This is a genomic window from Winogradskyella eckloniae, assembly GCF_013249045.1.
GTDB lineage: Bacteria > Bacteroidota > Bacteroidia > Flavobacteriales > Flavobacteriaceae > Winogradskyella > Winogradskyella eckloniae.
The window spans coordinates 241,021-264,225 of record NZ_JABRWP010000002.1 but is presented as its reverse complement, the minus strand read 5'-3'; the positions used below and the strand labels follow the sequence as shown (position 1 = coordinate 264,225).

At 33.4% G+C, this 23,205-nt stretch carries 19 protein-coding genes and 1 tRNA gene; 12 read left to right on the top strand and 8 right to left on the bottom strand.

What is annotated here, in order from left to right:
* Positions 1–49: 49 nt before the first annotated feature.
* From HNV08_RS04145 to HNV08_RS04135, 3 genes are all read left to right on the top strand, one after another.
* Positions 50–2,932, top strand: coding sequence for an alpha-amylase family glycosyl hydrolase (locus tag HNV08_RS04145; RefSeq protein ID WP_173279908.1), 2,883 nt, complete (start codon positions 50–52; stop codon positions 2,930–2,932).
* A gap of 230 nt (positions 2,933–3,162) precedes the next feature.
* On the top strand, positions 3,163–4,479 hold the full coding sequence (locus HNV08_RS04140) for a sugar MFS transporter (RefSeq protein ID WP_173279907.1): 1,317 nt from the start codon (positions 3,163–3,165) through the stop codon (positions 4,477–4,479).
* A 5-nt stretch (positions 4,480–4,484) separates the two neighbouring features.
* Positions 4,485–5,456, top strand: a complete 972-nt coding sequence (locus HNV08_RS04135) for a Gfo/Idh/MocA family protein (RefSeq protein ID WP_173279906.1) — start codon at positions 4,485–4,487, stop codon at positions 5,454–5,456.
* A 71-nt stretch (positions 5,457–5,527) separates the two neighbouring features.
* Here the strand turns inward: HNV08_RS04135 and HNV08_RS04130 are convergent.
* Positions 5,528–5,609: transfer RNA gene (locus HNV08_RS04130), tRNA-Leu, on the bottom strand.
* 118 nt (positions 5,610–5,727) lie between these two features.
* Here HNV08_RS04130 and HNV08_RS04125 point away from each other — a divergent pair.
* The 5 genes from HNV08_RS04125 to HNV08_RS04105 all read left to right on the top strand — a co-directional run bounded on the left by HNV08_RS04125 (position 5,728) and on the right by HNV08_RS04105 (position 11,378).
* A complete protein-coding gene (locus HNV08_RS04125) occupies positions 5,728–7,116 on the top strand; it encodes a dipeptidase (protein WP_173279905.1) in 1,389 nt (462 codons plus the stop codon).
* A 162-nt stretch (positions 7,117–7,278) separates the two neighbouring features.
* Positions 7,279–7,644, top strand: a complete 366-nt coding sequence (locus HNV08_RS04120) for a BlaI/MecI/CopY family transcriptional regulator (RefSeq protein ID WP_173279904.1) — start codon at positions 7,279–7,281, stop codon at positions 7,642–7,644.
* Between the two features lie 2 nt (positions 7,645–7,646).
* Positions 7,647–9,614: a M56 family metallopeptidase gene (locus tag HNV08_RS04115; RefSeq protein WP_173279903.1), complete on the top strand. Its 1,968-nt coding sequence runs from the start codon at positions 7,647–7,649 to the stop codon at positions 9,612–9,614.
* A gap of 158 nt (positions 9,615–9,772) precedes the next feature.
* Entirely contained in the window at positions 9,773–10,873 is a 1,101-nt protein-coding gene (locus HNV08_RS04110; RefSeq protein WP_173279902.1) for a DUF4407 domain-containing protein, read from the top strand.
* Between the two features lie 64 nt (positions 10,874–10,937).
* The gene (locus tag HNV08_RS04105) at positions 10,938–11,378 is read left to right on the top strand and encodes a YybH family protein (protein WP_173279901.1); all 441 of its coding nucleotides are present in this window, start codon (positions 10,938–10,940) and stop codon (positions 11,376–11,378) included.
* Positions 11,379–11,489: 111 nt separating this feature from the next.
* Here HNV08_RS04105 and HNV08_RS04100 read toward each other — a convergent pair whose 3' ends face one another.
* Complete coding sequence (locus HNV08_RS04100; protein WP_173279900.1) at positions 11,490–11,816, bottom strand: STAS domain-containing protein; 327 nt, start codon at positions 11,814–11,816, stop codon at positions 11,490–11,492.
* A gap of 218 nt (positions 11,817–12,034) precedes the next feature.
* On the bottom strand, positions 12,035–12,301 hold the full coding sequence (locus HNV08_RS04095) for a DUF1272 domain-containing protein (RefSeq protein WP_173279899.1): 267 nt from the start codon (positions 12,299–12,301) through the stop codon (positions 12,035–12,037).
* A gap of 64 nt (positions 12,302–12,365) precedes the next feature.
* Here HNV08_RS04095 and HNV08_RS04090 point away from each other — a divergent pair, with 64 nt between their 5' ends.
* Positions 12,366–12,506 carry a hypothetical protein gene (locus tag HNV08_RS04090; RefSeq protein WP_173279898.1) on the top strand — a complete coding sequence of 47 codons (141 nt, stop codon included), beginning with the start codon at positions 12,366–12,368 and terminating at the stop codon, positions 12,504–12,506.
* Here the strand turns inward: HNV08_RS04090 and HNV08_RS04085 are convergent.
* Genes HNV08_RS04085 through HNV08_RS04070 form a run of 4 tightly spaced genes read right to left on the bottom strand, consistent with a single transcriptional unit; the run spans position 12,503 to position 15,854 of the window.
* Positions 12,503–13,078, bottom strand: a complete 576-nt coding sequence (locus tag HNV08_RS04085; RefSeq protein WP_173279897.1) for a PhnA domain-containing protein — start codon at positions 13,076–13,078, stop codon at positions 12,503–12,505. The genes HNV08_RS04090 and HNV08_RS04085 overlap by 4 nt on opposite strands.
* 59 nt (positions 13,079–13,137) lie before the next feature.
* Entirely contained in the window at positions 13,138–14,139 is a 1,002-nt protein-coding gene (locus HNV08_RS04080; protein ID WP_173279896.1) for a type I phosphomannose isomerase catalytic subunit, read from the bottom strand.
* 17 nt (positions 14,140–14,156) lie between these two features.
* Positions 14,157–14,648 carry a glycosyltransferase gene (locus HNV08_RS04075; protein WP_173279895.1) on the bottom strand — a complete coding sequence of 164 codons (492 nt, stop codon included), beginning with the start codon at positions 14,646–14,648 and terminating at the stop codon, positions 14,157–14,159.
* A 21-nt stretch (positions 14,649–14,669) separates the two neighbouring features.
* Positions 14,670–15,854 (bottom strand): response regulator, encoded by a 1,185-nt coding sequence (locus HNV08_RS04070; RefSeq protein ID WP_173279894.1) that lies wholly within the window; start codon positions 15,852–15,854, stop codon positions 14,670–14,672.
* A gap of 180 nt (positions 15,855–16,034) precedes the next feature.
* On the opposite strand from HNV08_RS04070, the gene HNV08_RS04065 reads away from it, so the two are divergent.
* The 3 genes from HNV08_RS04065 to HNV08_RS04055 are packed head-to-tail and all read left to right on the top strand — an operon-like array spanning position 16,035 to position 21,855.
* A complete protein-coding gene (locus tag HNV08_RS04065; RefSeq protein ID WP_173279893.1) occupies positions 16,035–19,124 on the top strand; it encodes a hypothetical protein in 3,090 nt (1,029 codons plus the stop codon).
* Positions 19,124–20,344: a hypothetical protein gene (locus HNV08_RS04060; protein ID WP_173279892.1), complete on the top strand. Its 1,221-nt coding sequence runs from the start codon at positions 19,124–19,126 to the stop codon at positions 20,342–20,344. The genes HNV08_RS04065 and HNV08_RS04060 overlap by 1 nt, the downstream gene beginning before the upstream one ends.
* Positions 20,338–21,855 (top strand): glycoside hydrolase family 2 TIM barrel-domain containing protein, encoded by a 1,518-nt coding sequence (locus HNV08_RS04055; RefSeq protein WP_173279891.1) that lies wholly within the window; start codon positions 20,338–20,340, stop codon positions 21,853–21,855. Before HNV08_RS04060 ends, HNV08_RS04055 begins: the two co-directional genes overlap by 7 nt.
* A gap of 38 nt (positions 21,856–21,893) precedes the next feature.
* Here the strand turns inward: HNV08_RS04055 and HNV08_RS04050 are convergent, their stop codons facing one another.
* The gene (locus tag HNV08_RS04050) at positions 21,894–23,099 is read right to left on the bottom strand and encodes a glycosyltransferase (protein ID WP_173279890.1); all 1,206 of its coding nucleotides are present in this window, start codon (positions 23,097–23,099) and stop codon (positions 21,894–21,896) included.
* Positions 23,100–23,205 lie beyond the last annotated feature (106 nt).

The window sequence follows — 23,205 nt, the reverse complement described above, 5'->3', positions numbered from 1 at the left end:
AATCCAAAAAGGGCTGATTAACATCAGTCCTTTTTTTAAATAATAAACTATGAAAAAGATTTACTTATCATTTATATGTATTTCATTATCACTTTTAGCCTTTTCTCAGGTAACGATTTCTCCAAATCCTTTTGAAGTTGATGAAAGTATTACCATTACTCTAAACGTTAACAGTACGGATACAGATTGTAATGGACTCACTAACCCTACAAAAGTATATATGCACTCTGGTGTTGGTGACGGATCAAATGCCTTTGGCATTAGTGTCGTTGGAAACTGGGGACAAGATGATGGTGTTGGCGAAATGACTAACCAAGGTGGTGGCATATTTAGCATCACATTAACGCCTGAAACCTATTATGGTTTATCTGCTGCCCAAGCATCAAATGTAATTCAAATGGGTATGGTTTTTAGAAATGCAGACGGTACTCAAGAATTAAAAGCCAGTGGCTGTAGTGATTTTATTTTTGAGGTTGGAACATTTCAAGTTAGTTTAACGTCTCCAAGTAGTGACACTACAATCTTAAACTCTGGAGAAGACTTAACCATATCTGCTACCAATATTGGAGGTAATGCTAGTTATACGCTTAAAGCAAATGGCACAATAATAAACACTAATACGGCTACTAATAGTTATAGTTTTGTGGATTCTAATATTACGGCTAATAAAAATTATGAATTAACCGCAGTTTTAGCAGGTACCACTATTACAAAAACATTCAGTGTTCTCGTAGATCCAGGATCTAATATAGGAATAATGCCTACTACATATCAAGATGGTATTACATATATTGATGATAATACAGCTGTTTTAGTATTATATGCAACTGGTAAAGATTTTGTATACGTGGCAGGTAGTTTTAACAACTGGCAACCAGACTCGGCTTATGCTATGAAAAAAGATCCAACCAGAAATAATAAATTTTGGTTAGAACTAACAGGTTTAACACCTGGACAAGTTGAAACTTATCAATACTGGGTTGTAGATAAAACACCTATTGCAAATTCACCATCTTTGGTAAAAACTGCAGATCCTTATTCTACATTAGTTTTATCTCCTTATGACGATCCTTATATTTCAGCAACCACCTATCCCAACTTACCCACATATCCAGCAGGTCAAGAGCGTGAAGTGACCGTTTTAGAAACAGGACAAACAGATTACAATTGGCAAGTCACTAACTTTAACAAACCTAAAAAAGAAGACTTAATAATATATGAAGTACTGGTTAGAGATTTTGATGCCAATAGAAATTATCAAGATATTATTGACCGAATAAATTACTTTAAAAACCTTAATGTTAATGCCATACAATTAATGCCTGTAATGGAGTTTGAAGGCAATGAAAGTTGGGGTTACAATACATCTTTCCATATGGCCTTAGACAAATTTTATGGAACAGAAGATAAATTCAAAGAGCTCGTAGATGTCTGTCATCAAAATGGTATTGCAGTTATTTTAGACATTGCTTTTAACCACGCTTTCGGAAGAAACCCAATGGTAAGAATGTGGATGAACGATCCTGATGGTGATGGTTGGGGAGCGCCTAGCTCTGAAAATCCATACTTTAATGAAGTTGCTCTACATAGCTATAGCGTTGGTGAAGATTTTGACCACTCTAACCCTAGAACTCAAGATTTTGTAAAACGTACCATTGAACATTGGATTAATGAATTTAATATTGATGGTTTCCGTTGGGATTTAACCAAAGGATTTACCCAAAATTGCACATCTGGAAACGATGGTTGTACCAATGGCTATCAACAAGACCGCGTAGACATTTTAAAAACTTACGCTGACCATTCTTGGTCCATAGACGCTGATCATTATGCCATATTTGAACATTTGGGTTCAGATAACGAAGAAAAAGAATGGGCAAATTATCGATTAGGTGAAGGTAAAGGTGTAATGATGTGGGGAAAAATGACAGAGCCATACAATGAATTAACCATGGGACAAAATGGTGACAAAAACATTGATAGAATTGGTCACAACGCTCATTCAGGATTTAATGGCCCAAGAGTTGTTGGGTATCCAGAGAGTCATGACGAAGAGCGTTTAATGTTTAAAAACTTGGCATATGGAAACACTAGTAATTCTTCGCACAACGTGCAAAACTTAAATATTTCATTATCTAGGATGTCTGCTTTAGGTGCTGTTTCTGCAATGGTTCCTGGACCAAAAATGATTTGGCACTTTGGAGAACTCGGGTTGGAAAACTCTATTTACACCTGTAATAATGGCACTACAAATTTCCCTGGTGATGGCGACGGAAATGGTGATTGTAAATTAGACACAAAACCGCAACCGCAATGGACCAACAATTGGCTAACGGAAGCGCTAAGAGCACAAATTTATGACGATTGGTCTAAACTTCATAAACTAAAAATTGAAGAACCTGTTTTTGAAGGAGACTACTCCATTACCTCTGGCAGTTTAACACCTCGTATTGATATTTTTGATAATTCAATACCAGCTACAGAATTGAAAAACGTGATTATCCTCGCTAATTTTGATGTATCAACCCAAACCATAAATACAAGTTTTCCTAGCGGTGTAACTTCAACTTGGTATGATTTAATGGATGCCACAGGCAATACCACCATTAGCAATTCTACAACTTCTATTTCTATACCTGCAGGTCAGTTTAGAATTTTGGGTAATGTAGCCTCTTCTGTTTTAAGTATAGACGAAGAAGCATTCTACGGATTTAGTATATTCCCAAATCCATCTAAAAACGCGTTTAGCATAAATGCTAATGTTTCAAATGTTGAAATTTACGATCTTACAGGCAAATTAGTTAAGTCATATAAAGGTAATTTTACGCAGACAGATGCGTTTAATATTTCAACTTTAAACTCAGGAATTTATATGGTTAAGGTTCAAACTGAAAATAACCAAACATTAACATCAAAATTAATTAAGTCATAAAGGTTAAGTGTTTTTTGATTTAAAACGAAAGAGCTTCTTTAAATAGAAGCTCTTTTTTTTTATCCTAATTGAATAATAGAAAATCGTATTTGCATTTCGAAAGCAATTAGTGCCTTCTAAAAGTTTTGTAAACCTTAAAGTTAATATATTTGTTATTACTTATAGGTAAGTAGCATAAACCCATATGCAAAAAATCAATCTGCTTAACTATATAACTAAATTTTGATTCTATGAGCACAAGTGCAAAATCGCAAAACAATCTTATCCCAATACTTATCATTGCCGGACTCTTCTTTATTTTCGGTTTTGTAACCTGGATAAATGGTGCGTTAATTCCATTTATGAAAACAATCAATGAACTCACTGATGCACAGTCGTATCTCGTAGCGTCAGCATCTTATATTTCTTTTGTAGTGATGGCCTTACCAGCTTCCTATATTCTAAATAAAATTGGCTATAGAAAAGGCATGTCTCTAGGTTTGTTTATTATGGCCATTGGTGCTTTGGTTTTTATTCCGGCAGCAGAAGCAAGAACCTATTGGGTGTTTTTAACAGGTATATTTATTCAAGGCTTGGGAATGACTATTTTACAAACGGCTTCTAATCCGTATATCACCATTTTAGGTCCTATTGAAAGTGGTGCAAAACGTATTGCTATAATGGGAATCGCCAATAAAGTAGCAGGTGCATTAGGTTCCATTATTTTTGGAGCCCTACTTCTGTCTGGTATTGATGCTGTAAAAAAACAACTCGCAACGGCATCAGAAGCAGAAAAAGCAACACTTTTAGATACCATGGCAGACAGTGTTTATTTGCCATATATAATTATGGCATCTGTCTTAATTATTTTAGCCATTTTAATAAGAAAAGCACCGTTACCACATGTGGAGCCTACAGAAGACAACAGTACAACGGAGCATAGTGCTTCGAATAAAACCATATTTCAATTTCCACATTTATGGTTAGGTGTCATTGCCTTATTTGTATATGTTGGTGCAGAAGTGATTGCTGGTGATACTATAATAGCATACGGCATTTCATTAGGTTTTACGGGAGAAGAGGCTAAATACTTTACAACGTACACATTGCTTGCTATGGTCGCAACTTATGCTCTAGGCGTCTTTTTAATTCCAAAATATATTAATCAAAGAACAGCCTTGGTTGCAAGTGCTATTTTAGGAATCGTATTTAGTATTTTAATTTTATCGACTTCAGGATTTATATCTGTTTTATTTGTTGCTGCTTTAGGTATTGCAAACGCTTTAGTTTGGCCTGCGATTTGGCCATTGTCCATTGACGGCCTAGGTAAACATACTAAAACGGCTTCGGCATTACTAATTATGGCTATTTCTGGTGGTGCTTTTATTCCACCTTTATATGGTAGAATTGTTGACCGATCTAAAAGCGAACTAATCGCTAACGGAATGAATGAAACTGAAGCATTAGCTACAGCTTCAACAGAAAGTTACTGGATTTTAATTCCATGTTATGCCATCATATTGTTTTTTGCAATTTGGGGACATAAAATGAAAGTTGGATCAAAATAACAAACATGAAAACATATAATTGGGGAATAATTGGTTGTGGTAATGTTACCGAACGAAAAAGCGGACCAGCTTATCAAAAAACGGAAGGCTTCGAGTTAACTGCTGTAATGAGAAGAGATGCTGAAAAAGCAGAGGATTATGCTAAGAGGCACAATGTTCCGAAATATTACAGTGATGCAGATCAACTCATTAATGATCCTGACATTGATGCTATTTATATTGCAACGCCTCCTGATTCTCATGAATTTTATGCATTAAAAGTAGCTAAAGCTGGAAAAATCTGTTGTATCGAAAAACCCATGGCACCTTCATACGACGCTTGTTTAAATATAAATAAAGCCTTCAACTCTAAAAACCTACCTCTATTTGTAGCCTATTACAGACGTTCCTTACCGCGATTTAATCAAATAAAAAAATGGATTGATACGAATAAAATCGGAGACATCAGACATATAAATTGGGTGCTTAACAAGCCTGCGAATGATATTGATTTATCTAAACAATATAACTGGCGTACTGATGCAAAAATAGCACCAGCAGGTTATTTTGATGATTTAGCATCTCATGGATTAGACTTATTTGCTTATTTCCTAGGCGACATAAGTAAAGCAAATGGTATTGCTACAAATCAACAAGGCTTATATTCTGCAATGGATGCGATTGAAGGAAATTGGATTCATAAATCTGGAGTCACAGGATCTGGAAGCTGGAATTTTGGTACTGAAAAACGAGTAGATTCCGTTACAATTTATGGTAGTAACGGCCATATATCTTTCTCTGTATTTAATGAAAACCCTATTGAATTAGAACGCAATGGAGAAGTTGAAAGCTTAGTTATTGAACACCCTGAAAATATTCAATTATTTCATGTTGAAAATATTAAGAAACATCTGAACAATGAATCAATACATCCTTCAACAGGAGAAACCGCAGCAAAAGCATCTTGGGTTATGGAACAAATTTTAGATAACAACTAAATTTAGAGTTATATAATAATTCTGTTTATAATAAAAAAAGCTAACTCGTTAAAGTTAGCTTTTTTATTTTGTACAGGCGGAGAGACTCGAACTCTCACACCTCGCGGCACTAGATCCTAAGTCTAGCGTGTCTACCAATTCCACCACGCCTGCAACTTTCCAATAATTATTGGGATGCAAATATAAACAATAGTTTGAATATACAAATAAGATTTTTTTAAGAATATCTTCGCACTAGTTTTCATACTTTTGTTATAAATCAAAAAGCAATATGCAATCCATACAATCTTACATAGATAACCATAAAGATCGATTTTTAAATGAACTCATTGAACTTTTAAAAATTCCTTCTATTAGCGCAGATTCTGCCTACAAAAACGATGTCTTAAAAACCGCAGATGCCATAAAAATAAGCTTAGAAAAAGCAGGATGTGACCATGTTGAAGTTTGTGAAACTGAAGGTTATCCTATTGTGTATGGCGAAAAAATATTTGATAAAAACTTGCCAACTGTCCTTGTTTATGGTCATTATGACGTGCAACCACCAGATCCACTAGATTTATGGAACTCACCTCCTTTTGAGCCTGTTATTCAAAAAACGGACTTACATCCAGAAGGTGCCATTTTTGCGAGAGGTGCTTGCGATGATAAAGGCCAAATGTACATGCATGTTAAAGCTTTAGAATACATGACAGCTAACAATGAGTTGCCATGCAACGTTAAGTTTATGATTGAAGGCGAAGAAGAAGTTGGTAGCGTCAACCTCGCTAAATTTGTGGCTGCCAATAGAGAAAAATTAACGAACGATGTTATTTTAATCTCAGATACTGGCATGATTGCCAAAGATGTACCTTCAATCACAACGGGTTTAAGAGGTCTTAGCTATGTAGAAGTTGAAGTTACTGGACCAAACAGAGATTTACACTCTGGTTTATATGGAGGTGCTGTAGCCAACCCTATAAATGTATTAACTAAAATGATTGCCTCGCTTCATGACGAGAATAATCATATTACTATACCTGGATTTTATGACAATGTAGAAAACTTATCTGATGCCGAACGCGCAGAAATGGCTAAAGCGCCGTTTTCATTAGAAGCTTATAAAAAATCATTGGATATTAATGCAGTTTATGGTGAAGCAGGATATTCCACTAACGAACGTAACTCTATTAGACCAACTTTAGATGTTAATGGAATTTGGGGAGGTTACACTGGTGAAGGTGCCAAAACAGTGATAGCGAGCCAAGCGTTTGCAAAAATTTCTATGCGATTAGTGCCAAACCAAGATTGGGAAGAGATAACTGATTTATTTAAAACTCATTTTGAACGTATAGCACCAGATGGTGTCACTGTAAAAGTAACACCTCATCATGGTGGACAAGGCTATGTCACACCAATAGATAGTGTTGGATACAGAGCGGCTTCTAAAGCTTACGAAGAGACCTTTGCAAAAACGCCTATTCCACAGCGCAGTGGCGGAAGTATTCCTATTGTGTCATTATTTGAAAAAGAGCTAAAAAGTAAAACTATTTTAATGGGCTTTGGTTTAGATAGTGATGCCATTCATTCTCCTAACGAACATTTTGGCGTATGGAATTTCCTCAAAGGTATTGAAACTATTCCTTGGTTTTACAAGTATTTTACGGAGTCATTCAAATAGATTTAAGCGAAACAAACACGCTATAAACCGAAAGAAATCAATACATTAAAAATAAATCCGTTCCGAGTGAGCGGATTTTTTTTACCTTCTTTTTATACTCTACATTTGTAGAATTCAAGTTTATATTCTACATTTGTAGAGTTAATTCTAAAAACGTAGAGCATGGAACTTTCAAAAACCGAAGAACAATTAATGCAGCATCTCTGGAAGCTTGAAAAAGCCTTTATGAAAGATTTATTGGAGCGTTACCCAGAACCAAAACCAGCAACCACAACAATTGCGACCTTATTAAAGCGCATGATTGGCAAAGGATTTATAGATTATAAAACCTACGGAAAATCTAGAGAATATTTTCCCTTAGTGAAAAAAGAAGACTATTTCTCTAAACATGTTAACGGCCTAATTAAAACATTTTTTAACGATAGCGCCTCACAGTTTGCTTCATTTTTTACGCGTAAAACAGACTTAACGAAAGAAGAACTAGAAGCTTTAAAAAAAATTATTGATACGGAAATTAAAAACAAGTGATTATGGAAACGTATCTATTAAAATTCTCTGCGTGTTTAGTAGTGCTTTGGTTTGCTTATGTGCTTTTTTTAGAGCGCCAAAACATGCATAAAGTTAAGCGCTTTTACTTATTAGCCACCTTTCTTTTAGCATTGATAATCCCTAATTTAACCATAACAGAATATGTTGAACCGGTTATTACAAATTTTGAAACCGAACCGTTCTATATACCATCAGAAATAGACGTTTTACCACCTTTAGAAGACGCTTCTATTTTTACTGTTGAAAATATTTTGTGGTTTATCTATAGTATTGGAGCAGTCTTATTTGCCTTACGCTTTGCCATAAACCTATTAAACATGAAGCGTCGTATTTCTAGAAACAAAACTATCTCCAAACACACTTTCATATATGTTTTATTGAACGAAGACTTCATTCCACATTCATTCTTTAGGTATATATTTTTCAATAAAGAACGTTATGAAACGCAATCTATACCTGATGAAGTTTTACTGCACGAAGAAACGCATGCAAGGCAATTACACAGTATAGATATTATACTAATAGAAGTATTTCAAATTGTGTTTTGGTTTCATCCACTCATTTACATTCTAAAACATCATGTAAAACTTAATCACGAGTTTTTAGCAGACCAAGCTGTTTTAAAACAAGGTTCAGACGCTAAGACTTATCAAAATATATTACTACAATTTTCATCAAACACTCACAATCATCAATTATCGAGTGCCATCAATTATTCATCCATCAAAAAACGATTTACAGTTATGAAAACACAAACATCAAAAACCAGAATTTGGCTAAGTACAATTTTAATATTGCCATTAATTGCAGTTCTATTTTACAGTTTTGCAGAAAAGGAATATGTTGAAAAAGAGTTCACCGAAACTTCAGCAGTACTCTTAGATCAAAATTCAAACACCATTAATATTATAATTAACAAAAACGAAGAGTTCTTAATTAATGACAAAATAGGGAGTTTAGAATCCCCTGAACAACTCCTAAAAACACTCCCAGAATCTGATTATACAGTTAGTTTAAAAACAGATCGAGAAACTTCTATGGAGTTCACAAAAAATGTCTTAGAATTATTAACCAAATATAATGTCTTTACAAGTTCTATTACTACTGATGAGCAAACTAACAAACGTCTACAAATTTACGAAAATACAAACTCTGTAAAATATTACAAAAAACAGTATAACACTTATGAAGCTTTAAGAGCAGAAGACCCTCATTATATTCATAAATCTAAAGAGGAACAAATTAAAATGGAAGAATTGTTTTCAGAATTAGGAACACTCTATTTTGATATGTCTAAGGAAAACAAGGCCAAAGTAAAAAGACCTAAATCATATATGAGTCCCTATGCAAAAGTGAGTCTAAACGGAAAAACCTATTATAAAAAATATGATGAATTAACAGCAGAGGAAAAAGCTACATTACCTCCTCCTCCTCCACCTCCTGCACCTCAATCTCCTCCAAAAAACCCATCATTCTTAGAATATATAGAAGACATGGAAAAACAAGGAGCAACCTTCTTGTTAAATGATATAAAAATCTCAGCAGAAAAAGCTAAATCTATAGCCAAAACGAATAAAGGAAAAAGTACTGATATGCTCACTCAGAAGGATGAAAACGGAAAATATATTGTGAAACTTCGAACATCAATACCTCAGACTAAGCAAAGTATTCTTCCTATTCTCAATGGAAAACCGATAACATCTGGTGTAACGACAATGACATTTACGGCACTTAAAAAACTAGTTTTAACCATACCAGATGGAGAAATAACAGCTTTTAAGCTTAAAATACCTGGTGTTAAAACGGAAATAATAGCTGGTAATAAAATTACCGAAATCACTTTAAAAAATTTAGATTCAGCGGAACTTGGTGATTATATTACTCTATTTGATATCAAAGATAACAAGGGCTCTAAATTTTTACCCGTTGCTATTGAAATCGTAGAATAGATCACTCTAAAAAATAGTTATTTAAAGCCTCAGTGTTTAAAATAAGCATTGAGGCTTTACCTTTTTAACCTAAAAGTGTAACAAAACCAAAGATTTAGCGTTCTTATAAATAATCAATCATCCTAATTATTCAGGTCAATCAAAAAATCGAACGCTTTATGTTAAAACAATTCTTTATCCTCTGCTCTGGCGCAGATACGGATATTTTAAACGACTGTTCCGTTGGCGAACAAAACAAATATGCTGGTATAGGTGCCACAGTTTTCTTTACAGCTGTCATGGCAACTATTGCTGCAAGTTATGCACTTTATACTGTTTTTGATAACCTCTACACTTCCATCTTCTTTGGATTAATTTGGGGTTTACTCATTTTTAATTTAGACCGTTACATTGTGTCTACAATTAAAAAAAGAGATCATATTATAGACGAAATTCTTCAAGCTACACCAAGACTTTTCTTAGCCGTAATTATTGCTGTTGTCATCTCTAAACCTTTAGAACTAAAGATATTTGAAAAAGAAATTAATCAAGTTTTATTAGAGCAAAAAAATGATTTAACCTTAGCCAATCAACATCAAATTGCAGAACAGTTTAATCCTAAGATTACTGAGTTAGAAAGTCAGATTGCAGGTTTAAAATCTCAAATCGATCTAAAAGAACAAGACGTAAATGCCTTGTATGACACTTACATTTCTGAAGCAGAAGGTACAGCTGGCACTAATTTATTAGGAAAAGGACCTGTGTATAAGGAAAAACGCGATAAGCATGATGCGGCATTGGCAGAGTTACAACAATTAAAGGCTGACAATACAAGTAAAATAGAGGCTATTGAAGGACAAATTTTAAGTCTTCAAAATGATTATACAACTCATGTAGCTACAACACAACCTATCATTGATAATTTTGATGGTTTAATGGCAAGAGTAACCGCATTAGGTACATTACCTTGGCTACCCTCTTTCTTTATATTCTTATTGTTTTTGGCTATTGAAACATCGCCTATAATTGCAAAACTGTTAGCTTCTAAAGGCGAATTTGATTATAAATTACAAGACCAAGAAACCCAAATACAAACCTGGACCATGCAAAAGGTTGCTGAACGCAAACTCCTTTTAAAAACGGATAATGACATTAATAATACAGTATATAACGAAATTGCAGATGAAGATGAAGTCATTAATTACAAACGAAAAAAAGCAAGGGAATTAATGCAGCTTCAGGCAGATGCTTTTTTTAAAAACCAAAAGAAATTACTGTAATTCGTGGAAGGTTTCTAGAATTAAAATTAAGTGCTTACTTTTAGTACAGTAAAACCATATTTTAATGAAATATATAGCTCTAATTTTTATCCTTCTTTTATTTAATTGTAATTCAGAAAAACCACAAACAGATACTTTTGAGAACGCCAAGTCTTCAATCTTAAACGTGATGAACGCGCAAGAAATTGCTTGGAACAACCATGATTTGGAAGGTTTTATGCAAGGCTATTGGAAAAACGATGAGCTTAAGTTTTACGGAAGCAAAGGATTAACAAAAGGTTGGGCACAAACATTAGCTAATTATAAAAAAGGGTATCCTACTGCAGCAGAGACTGGCACACTAAAATTTGTGGTTAATGATGTATCTCAAATTGAAGAAAACAATTATTGGGTAATGGGAGAATATCATCTAAAACGAAAAGCAGGAGATGCCAACGGAATTTTTATGATAATCTTTAAAAAAATAAATGGAAAGTGGAAGATAATCGCAGATATGTCGTGTTAACATATACAGACTTATTGACAACAAATAAAAAAGTGCATCCGAAACATCTATCTATCACCACAAATGCCTGGGAAACACTTTCCTAATTTATATTATGTAAATAGACTTATTTTAAGCGGCTACAATATTTCCTGTAACAATAGATTTGTCTGTTGATACTTCTTTAGGCTCTTCTGTCTTAAAATGCTGGTACAACTCCTTACAACCTAATCCTATAATAGATAATTTTTTAGATTTTGTAATAGACTCATTATGTAATTTTGCCAAGGCCATCACACCTGCTCTATCAATACTTTGTACACGTTCTATATCTAATAAAACGTCATCTCGTTTATCAAAGATATTAGCAAAATAAGCATTGAAGGTTTTTAAATTAAATTTATTTAAAGCGCCTTCAATTTGATAGCGATTATTGTAATTGGTAATTTCTAAATCCATAATAAATAATGTTAAAAGTGTTCATACTAATTCAGGGCTATTAATCAGCAAAATTGTACTATTAATTAGAGGGATGACCACAATATCGGTCTATTTATTTGGCTCTATATTATATTATCGATAAACTGTAAAATGACTAGTTTATTAGAAATCGATTGTATATTAATTCGACAAACAACATCTATTCAATTAGAAGCCTTGTAAGAAAAACAAAGGGACTATTCGTTTTTTTTAATGGCTTTAAGATGCTCTTGTAGGTCTACAGGTTTATATACAATTACTTGAGATGGTGGATATTTTTTTAATAAATGAGATGGTCTTATTGGTCGTTTTTCAAACCCACCTCCACAATTGGGACAGACATGTTGAAGTAAATGAACACAATCTAAGCAGAAGGTACATTCAAAAGTACATATTAATGCTTCTTGAGAATCAAAGGGTAAGTTTTTATTACAATTTTCGCAAGTTGGTCTTATTTGTAACATTATTGAAAATCCATATTTTTACATTTTATAATCGTATTACGAGAGTAAGTAACAATACATTTAAATGAAATACAAGTATAAAGTAGTCATAATGGTAATACTCGCAGCAATTACCCTTTACGGATTAGCATCGGGAAAATACTTGTTTATGGTATTCTTAATTCCGCTAAGTTTCGACTTTTTTAATAAAAAAGATACGGACTAAATCTTTTTAACGTATTCCGTAATAATTACAATATGCTGTCCGTCTACTCGACCTTCAATATACGTTTCATTTTCATGATCTAGTCTAATATTTCTAACAGCTGTACCTTGTTTTGCTACCATACTAGATCCTTTAACTTTAAGATCTTTTATTAATACTACAGCATCACCATGCGCTAAAACAACACCATTCACATCTCTGTGAACTAATTTATCCGCTTCATCTTCACCGTCACCAGACGCTTTTGCTAACACTAATACATCGTCTTCCATGTACATCATTGCCAACAAATCTTGTGTCCAATCTGCTTTTATTCTATTAAGCATTCGCCACGCCATAATTTTTACCGCATCGTGTTCACTCCACATACTATCATTTAGACATCGCCAATGATTAGGATCAATAAGATCTGCATTATCCATCTGCTCTATACAAGATTTAGAGGCATACAATGCTGTTTTTAATCCGTTTTCTTTTATATCTGGAACTATGTAAACTGCTAAATTTTCGTCACTCCCACTAAGCTCACATTTAGAGCCACTTCTTTGTTTTAATTCTCTTTCTAAACTCATAAAACTCGTTATCTGAGCAAATATAAGAATTGCTTTGTTCTAATTTATACAAATTACTTTTAGGAAGCTATCTTTTTGAAGTTAGATGTTTTTGAATCGATATAAACCTCTAGTAATTTTGCGCCTTGAGAATTAAACACAACATCTTTAGCGTTTGCAGGAATTAATATGGTTTCACCCATTGCAGCAAACTCGGTTTGGTTATCTATTATGATTTCTGTTATTCCTTCTACACACATAAATATTACAAAGGAGTCTAGATGGTTATAAGTTCTTTTTTGAGGCCCTTTTACTTCAAATATATTGGTTGTAAAAAAATCACAATCTACAAGGTTACTAGTTTTTTCTTGTTCTAAATGGTACTCACTTTTTCCGTTGGTAGGAAACGTTTTTGTGGCTTTTATTGCAGAATCTGTATGCAATTCTCTGTGATTTCCATAATCATCTGTTCTATCCCAATCATAAACTCGGTAAGTTACATCACTGGTTTGTTGGATTTCTGCTGCCAAAACTCCAGCTCCAATAGCATGTATTTTTCCAGCAGGAATAAAATAACTATCGCCTTGTTTTACTTTTTCTGTATTGAAAATGTCATCTACATTTGAAGCATTAATAGCGCCTAACACATTTTTATCTACATTATTATCTTTTAGTCCTAACACAATTTCTGCATTATCATCACTATTCATTATATACCACATCTCCGTTTTACCGAAAGAATTATGTTGTGCCTTAGCCATTTGATCATCTGGATGTACTTGCACAGACAAATTAGTTTTAGCATCTAAAAACTTAATCAGCAAAGGAAAATTTTCTCCAAAAACTTCAATATTCGCTTTCCCTAAGAATTCTGTTGTATGCGTTTTTATCAAGTCGTTTAAAGATTTACCTTTATATAACCCATTAGAAACGACTGAAATGTTATCTTGAACTCCAGATATTTCCCAGCTTTCACCAACATTTTTCAAATCTGTTTTTTTATTTAACAGTTCTGAAAGTTTATTTCCTCCCCAGATTTTCTCTTTTAATATAGGTCTAAATTTAATAGGATATGCTTGCATAATAACTGATTTGGGTTCTAAATACTTGGACTTAGAGAATTTATATTTGTTTTGGATTTTATTATTTTTAAGTATTCCACAACTGAAAAAATACTTTTAAATAAGGTCTGTTTTATATCTTGTTTAGCAATAGTCTTTAGATTTTCATCTATAATTGACTCGTAATTTTCACACACACTTTGCACTACTGAATTTAAAGAATCTCCGTTTTTATAAATAGTATTGACACTTATAAACCCTATATGCTTAAGATTAAATTGATTAAACATATATCTTGCGCCTGCTTTTTTAGCGGCATTTTCAGTAGTTTTCTTTTTAATTTCTATAACTGACACTCGCGATAAACTCCATTCTTTAATCTCTTCTAATTGACTTAAGGTATTATCTGAACTATTATTATCTACCAAACATAGTTCTACATTATGGTTTGATTTTATATATTCTCTAAAGAATTTCTTATCTATTTGCGCACCATTGTTATAAAATATAATAATGATTCCTAGCTTCATTTTTTATGTTTTCAGAAATTTTTAAGCAATTTCTAAATCGCTGTTAGTAGATACCTTTGTATAAGATTTTTTTGATCTGTATACCCAAGCTATTTGACCTAGCTGCGCAACAATTTTTACGGAGTCTTTCATAGATAATTTAGAACCATCTGCATGTATCCATCGTTTTAACGGTTGTTCACAAAGCATTTCTTTAGCTTTTTTCAATCCGAAGTGGATACTCATTCTTTTAAAGATTTCAACATCAAAGATCCATTGTGTTACAAACTTTTCTCCAAAAGCAATATCAATGACATCTTTATGAAAAATTTTAGCTCCACATTGCGTGTCTTTAAAATCCATTTTTAAAATCTTTCGAATAATAAAGTTAATGGTTAAACTAATAATTTTTCTAGCGGATTCCTTTGTAATGTCTGCTCCCATTCTAGATATTCTTGAGCCACTCACAATTTTAAAATCTGAAGTTTCAATCGTTTTTACTAGGTCATCAAAATCAGCTAAATCTGTTGATAAATCGGCATCTAAAAATCCAATGTAATCTAAGTCGGTCTTTTTAGCCATGTGCAACATTCCTAAACGAACCGCTTCAGCCTTTCCTCCATTTTTCTCACAATCGTAAACTGTTATAAAATCTTCGCGTCCTTTTTGTAAATTTTGAAGAACTTCTAAGGTTCTATCCTTACTTCCATCATTTACAAAGCATAAATGATAACCAGAGTTTTTATCTATATAACTTAAAAATTCATCACTTAATAAACGTTCTTCTTCATTATAGCAAGGAATAACCACACCTACACATCGTTCTTGGATCATTACTTCACTTTTGGCTACAGAATTTTGTATTTCTGGCGCACCAATTAAACGTTTTACACGAGCACTAATCTCGTTTAAACTCAATGGCTTTTTCATGTAATCATCAATACCCAATTCAAAACCTTGTGTAATTGTATCATCTTGTGTATCGCCAGACAACACCATAATTGAAGTTTTTGGGTTTTTACTATGTCTTATATATGAAACCACTTCCAGACCTGAAATTTTTGGCATATTGATATCTACAATAACCAAATCTGGATTAAACGATTCATATAAATCTAATCCTTTCTGAGCATCAGTTTCAATTTTTACTTCATAACCTAATTCTGCTAATCTTTTTTGCAAAGGCAGTAAAACTAATTGTTGATCGTCAATGGCTAAAATTTTCATAATAAATTATTTTCTTTGTTAATTACAGTTCAAAAGTACTAGGGATTAGGCTATTAAATTTTAAATTTAGCTGAACTTAATATTTAGTGTAGACGAATGGTAGATTGCTGTAGATAATTAAAATGTGAACCTCTATTAAATTATATATCTTTACCAATATGTTACTGCTTAGGCTTATAAATGAAGGAAACCTCTAACAAATACTTAATATCTGCGCTCCTCTTAGGTTTAGCGTTTCATGGTAGTGCTATCTTTTTTACTTTAGAAACTACGTATGATGCCTTAATCCACTTGTTTTTTGCAGACCATTATGCGAACAGTTGGTTTGAGCCATGGAACTATGAGTGGTACACAGGCTTTACTGTACAGAGTTATCCGCCTTTGGTGCATCAGTCCATTGGCTTACTGTCCTTAATTGGAGGCTTAAAGTTTGGTATGTTTAGTGTGGCCTTAATAGCCATTGTTCTTTTTATAACTGGGACGTATCGTTTTTCTTTATTAATGACGAGTAACAAAACCGTTGCAGGTTATGCTTGTCTGCTTGCCGTATTTTCATCGTCGTTTATAGAAACCCTTCACATCTTTGGGCAATTACCAAGTATTGTTGGTGTTTCGGTATTAATGCATGCCTTGCCAGAAATCTATCTATGGCTAAAAACAGGACGAAAATGGTATTTAGCCACCAGCTTATCTCTTATTGCAGTGACTGTAACCTCACATCATGTGACACCAATTTTTGGAATGGTCTTTTTTATCTTTCCTTTAATAGGAATGGTGCTCATGGATGTCTCAAGAGAACAGGTCAATAGTATGAAAGAAGTCACTTTCAAAATATTCTTAAATACCTTTTTCAAACTCTTTAAGCGCATTGTGAGTTTTGGCATGCTGTCTTTAGTATTAATTATAGGTTGTATTTTTCCGTATTGGCTCAACTCTAAAGCCAACCCAATAACCCAAGTTCCAATTCCGCATGGTTCTCGTGATAATTTTTTAGAAATCACATCTTCAGGTTTGGTATTCTTTTTAATTCCTTGGGGAATTTTACTCATATTATTGCCTTATATATTTTATAGATATTACAGTAAACGTTATTTGTTTTTTGGCTTATCCGTAACCATATGTTTTGTTTTAGGTACTGGTGGCACTACACCAATTCCGTTAAAAATGTTAGGCGAAACGGCATTTAACATCTTAACCTTAGACCGGTTTACGCTTTGGGCTTCTATATTATCAATACCATTAATGGGTGAATTTGCCTATCGCTTTGTGGAAGGCGATTTAAAAACTCTCATCCAAACTAAATTTGGTGCTGTATATCATAGAATAATTGGTGGCATACTTGCTGGTTTGGCGGTTTTTATGGTGGTGTTTACCATGAGTTTAAATTACTTTAGACCATCGCAACCGCAGAAAATAAAAATGTTGCCTATTGTAAATTTCTTAAACCAAGATGACCACGATAAATGGCGATTTTTAACCCTTGGTTTTGGTGACCAAATGGCTTGGCTTAGTGCGCAAACCGATGCAATGACGGTAGATGGTAATTACCATTCTGCAAGGCGATTGCCAGAATTAACGACAAGACCAATAGAACGCTTAGAAAATTCAAAATTTAAAGGTGTTGCTGGTATTGGTTCGTTACAGCAATTTTTAACCACACCAGAAAAATATAATCTTAAATACATTTTCTCTAACGATAAATTTTACGACCCCATTCTCTATTTCTGTGGTTGGCAACGTTTACGTCAATTAGAAAATGGTATTATGGTTTGGGAACGCCTTAACATTCCGCCAGTTTCTGCTATTTTACCAAAGGAAGATGTTGCTAAATGGTTAAAAATTCATTGGGGAATTATGCCGTTTTTAACGGTTCTGGTGGCCTTTGTTCTAAACATACAAATGCTATTTGTATTGGCATTAAAAACACGAATAAAACCATTACCAGATTTTCTAAAATTCCCAACGGCATACACCAAGTTTAATAGCAATGTGTTACGCCTTACACACCTTTGGTCTCTAGTTTTAGCAATAATAGTCTTTTACGGCATCTATCTATTCTATCTAAAAAACGACTCACAACGCAGTCCGGAAAACGCTATTGTGGCCTATTATGATGCTTTAGATTTTAAAGAATTTGAAAAAGCCCATAGCTTAATAGACCCAAATAGCAATGTGCCAATTGCGCAATACATGTTAGAGATTTCGGTAACGGATGGTTTATTAAGTAGCTATGCAAAAATGGACGCGATTGAAACCGAAATCACAGCACTTAACGATAGTACAGTTTCGGCAAAAGTGACCAGTCAATGGATTACACCATTAGAAAAAATTGAAAAAGTAGATTACAAATCCTTGTCTAAAATAAAAGGCAAATGGTTTTTACAACCCGATGATTTAAACAACGATTTACCACCAGACCAGTTGTATTCTGATAATGTGACTAAATATTTTAACCAAGGTCGACGTAGAATTACAACCGAAGCTACACACCACGAAGATATTTTAAAACAACCTGTTTTAGAAGTTATACAAGCAAAACTGGTTCAGTTTGATGGTAGTTATGCTATTATTGGCGAAGTTCAAAATATAGATAATGTACCTGCAGATGTTATTTTAAAAGGGACTCTTTACAACGAAGATAACAAAGAATTAGCTACGTATAATGCCAAATATCACGTAAAGCACAAATTAATGCCTAAGGAATCGAGTAGTTTTAGAATTAATTTTGAAGGCATTGCCTGGTCTAAAACCCAAGATTCTATTCCAGATACCTTTAATCCTGATGAATTTACACCTGTAGAGTTTGAAGAACAACCCACAAAATTCAACTTACAAGTTGCCGGAAATGTGTCTGGTTCTGATTTGTATAAAAATGTTGTGTTAAGTGATGTGAATATTAAAGACTGTATGCTTAATGGTAATTTGTTTAATAGTGGCATTCAAGAAATAACCATTCCGCAATTATTAATAACCTATTACGATAATAACCAAAATATGGTTTGGGTAGACCATATGTTTGTAAAAGCTGGTGTGCGACAACAACGTAAGCAACATTTTGAATATCCGATTATAATTGATGGTGATGTGAAAATTATAAACGATGATATGAAAAACATCTTTGTAAACGGTTTACCAAACGAAGATATTTCAGATAAAATAGTACCAAATAGAATTAAAAATCATACCAATGCGGAATTACAACCCATTGACCATCTCGATTTTAGTGGAATTAAAATTGAAATTAACACATATATAGGAAGTCCTAATTAATGCAAATAAAACGCACATACCTTTTACTTTTAGGGTTGATGTTATTATCATCCTTCGCTGTTGTGCAACACACTAAAGTTGTTTCAACTGAAATAACATTAATTTCTACGCAAACCGAATTTGAAGTTGGTCAACCTGTTATGCTAAGATTTTCAACCTCAGGTGATGTTCCATTTGATTTATACTGTTCTAATAGTTATGGTTCAACCGTTATATCTTCAAGCTTAAAAAACAACACCTTAGAATTTATTATTCCTGAAAATATCACTAAAAAAATTGGTGCTGTTAACTGGACTTTATTAGATGATAGCAAATCACTTTCAGGAAAACTAAACATTTTACCAAAACCAGAAGTAGCCACAATGGAAACTTATATTGGTCCACCAAGTATTGAAGCAGGCGGAAAAGATTATACCACATTGGTGGTTATTCCAACGGATTCTTTAGACAATCCTGTACCAACACATACTTTGGTAGATGCTAAATTTCAGTTTTTAGATTCAGAAGAAGGTTTTGATATATTCACTAAAAATTTAATTGCCTACCGAAATATATATTCCAAAAAAGAAAGCGGAAGGATGTTGGTGTCATCAGAAAGTCTTGGTATTAATTCTAAAGAATACACCATTAATGTTATGCCAGCCATTCCTACAGATTTTAAAATCTCTGCCACGCGACCACACGATTATGCAGACGGCAATCAGGTAACGACATTTTGGACTACCATTATCAAAGATGAACAAAACAATGTGGTAAGCGATGGGACTTTTGTAACATTTTTTATTAAAAACGGAAAAGGAAATATTTTAAAAACCACAGGAACGACGATTGATGGTATTGCAAATTCAAAAATTATCCATCCAGATTTTGCAGATCAATGGAGTGTTAAAGCCTACGTAGATGGTATGTCTGAGAGTAATAGCATTACTGTAAGCTACAAACAAGTTGTTAAAGATTTTGATGTTGAATTTTTAGAACATAACCGACAAATCAACATTGGACCATTGCAAAGTTTTATGGGACAAATGATACCAGATGGTTTGCATATAAAACTTCATATTTACCAAGACCATTCGCTTATTACTACATTAACCAAAACATCTTTTAACGGGTACACTAGTTTTAAACTAAAACCAGCTATTTATAAAAACGGCAGTTATAATTTTAAGATTGAAACCGCTGGCTTATCAAAAGAATTTAAATCAATACAGCTATGGTAAGTCTTAACAAAAACATATTACGTACCATTTTAATTGCCTCATATATTATGATTGTAGCCTTAATTATTTCTGGTGTAAGTGCACTATTTAGTTACCTAAATACAGGTGCCGACCGCAGCACCATGCTACATACCGAAATTAAAAAAGTAGACCAATACGCACCAAAAATGAATTGGGAACCCTTGCAAAATGAAGGTAGACCCATGGACGACCAAACGCTAAATGCTATTCAGCATGATTATTTAGATGCTTGGTACGTTAAACAAATTGCCTACAAGAGTAATAAAACAGCCGGAATTAAAGACTATTATACAGACAGTGCAAGAGAAAACTTATTTGCATTCATAGATTTAAACAAAGCGCAAGACATAAGTATTGAGGCGACAACGTTAAGTCATAATCCTACGTTAGAATATTTTAGTCAAGATGGTCAATTAGCCGTAATTACAGACCGTAACGTTATAGAATACAAGCGTGTTTTTAAAGCAAAAGATCTCATTCTAGAAACCAAAGAAACGGCTACTTACCAAATGGTATTTTTATTAGAAGACGGCTTTTGGCGCATTAGACATTTAGTAAAAGATAGTGCTGGTATTTATAACAATGAACCGCAACAAATCAATGTAGATAGTCTAAATATTAAAGGTATCAATTACTATCCACAAGCTAATCCTTGGAATATGTTTGGGGATGCATTTTCAAAAGACACCATTTCTAAAGATTTTAAAATTATAAAAGAGGCTGGTTTAAACTCGGTACGTCTTTTTGTCCAATATGAAGACTTTGGAAAAGAACATGTTGACGCTAAAAAAATTGAAAAGCTAAAACAAACCCTAGATGCTGCAGAAGCCAACGAATTAAAAGTCGTATTAACCTTGTTTGATTTTTTTGGAGATTATTCTATAATGAACTGGACCTTAAATCAGCGACACGCAGAAACGGTTGTTAATGCTGTAAAAGATCACAATGCTTTATTGGCTTGGGATATTAAAAACGAACCAAATTTAGATTTTGAATCGCGAGGAAAAGACAATGTAATTGCCTGGTTAGACAATATGATTGATTTGGTAAAAACCACAGATTCCATACATCCTGTAACTATAGGCTGGTCTAATACCGAAAGTGCTACTATCTTAAAAGACAAAGTCGATTTTATATCCTTTCATTATTATGAAGATTTAGAAAATTTTGATGCAGCAGTAGCAGCTTTAAAAACAGAAATACCTAATAAGCCTCTGGTTCTTCAAGAGTTTGGATTATCGTCATATTCTGGTTTTTGGAAACCTTTTGGATCTTCAGAAGAAGACCAAGCCAACTATCACAAAAAAATCCAAGAACAAATTGTAGCTAATAATTTACAATTTATGTCTTGGACTTTATACGATTTTACTGATGTCCCTAAAGATGTTGTGGGTAGCAGGCCTTGGCGTCGCAATACCCAAAAAAGATTTGGGTTTATTGATTCTAAAGGCGTAAAAAAGGAGGCGTTTAAATATATTTCTAATCAGTAGACTTTAACCGATTTCAATAAAATAGTACTTTCCCTTTATTATGCAGATACAGTCGCTACATCTTTAGATCTCTTAGCAATTATCTGCTTAAAACGCTCTAAATACATGTCTGCAATTTGAGACATAGGATGCGCAGTAGCGGCTTTATAATTGGTCTTTGCTAATTCTAATCTATAAGCATCATTAGTAACAATAGCTTCAATGGCTTTTGCTAAACTCGCTACACTAGTCGGCTCAAAAAACTCGCCTTTATAACCTTCATCTTGTACTAGTAAAGCTAAATCACCTAAATCTGGCATAACCACAGCTTTACCGTAACTTCCTGCTTGGTGTAAAACTCCAGAACTTCCTGTAGTCGATGTATAAGGAAATACAACTACAGCACTTTCATTAAATAATACTGGTACTTCTACTTCTTCTACGTAACCCGTAAAACGAACTTGTGGCACATGCTTATAATCTTCTTGTACTTTTGCTAAATAACCAGGTACATTTGGGTTGTCTGTTCCTGCAATTACAACTTCAAGATCTAAACCTGTAGAAGCTCTTACCATTTCTACAGCTTCAATCATGCCTTCTACTTTTTTGTAGGTTCCAAATTTTCCGAAAGTCATAATTTGTAATGGTCCTTTAGGTAGTGAATAATCTGGCTCTTCTGGAATTTCAAATGTGCCATGTGGAATTAACTTCACATTATTTACTCCATATTTACCCTCTAAAATATCCACATATTTCTGCATTGTTACAGCCACTACATCTGCTTTTAGGATTAACTTTGTGAGTGTGGTGCCAATAAATCCGTAAATGCTTTGCATTAGTTTATTTGATGTAAAACCTGCACTTCCTAAATCGACCTCTTCAAGAATATTATGCAATAAAACGATATTAGGGATTTTCTTTAACTTACATACCAGTGGTAACATTAAACCTAAAGCCGCTGCAATTTTCTTATCTCCAAATTTCATAAATTGTAAGTTAAACAATACTGAATCTGGTTGTGTTTGGTTAATTGCTTTAGTCACTGATAATATATTTCTATAGCTATTAAAAGACCAACATTCTTTCACTGTAATCTTACAACCAGCCTCTGTAAACTGAATATCCTTAGCACCTTCCGTTCTGTCTGTTAACAAAATAAGTTCTGTTACGTCTTGGTTTTGTCTAAACTGCTTTACTAAATGATATGCATATTCATTTAATGTTACTTTACTTGGTGGATATGCTGTTACAACTGCTAGTTTCATATTTAATAATTTTTAATATTCTTTTTAATTACAATACAAATTTGATGTTTTATTTTTCTAATTCTTAGCCAGCTTCGGTAAGACGACTTTTACTGTAGACGAATGG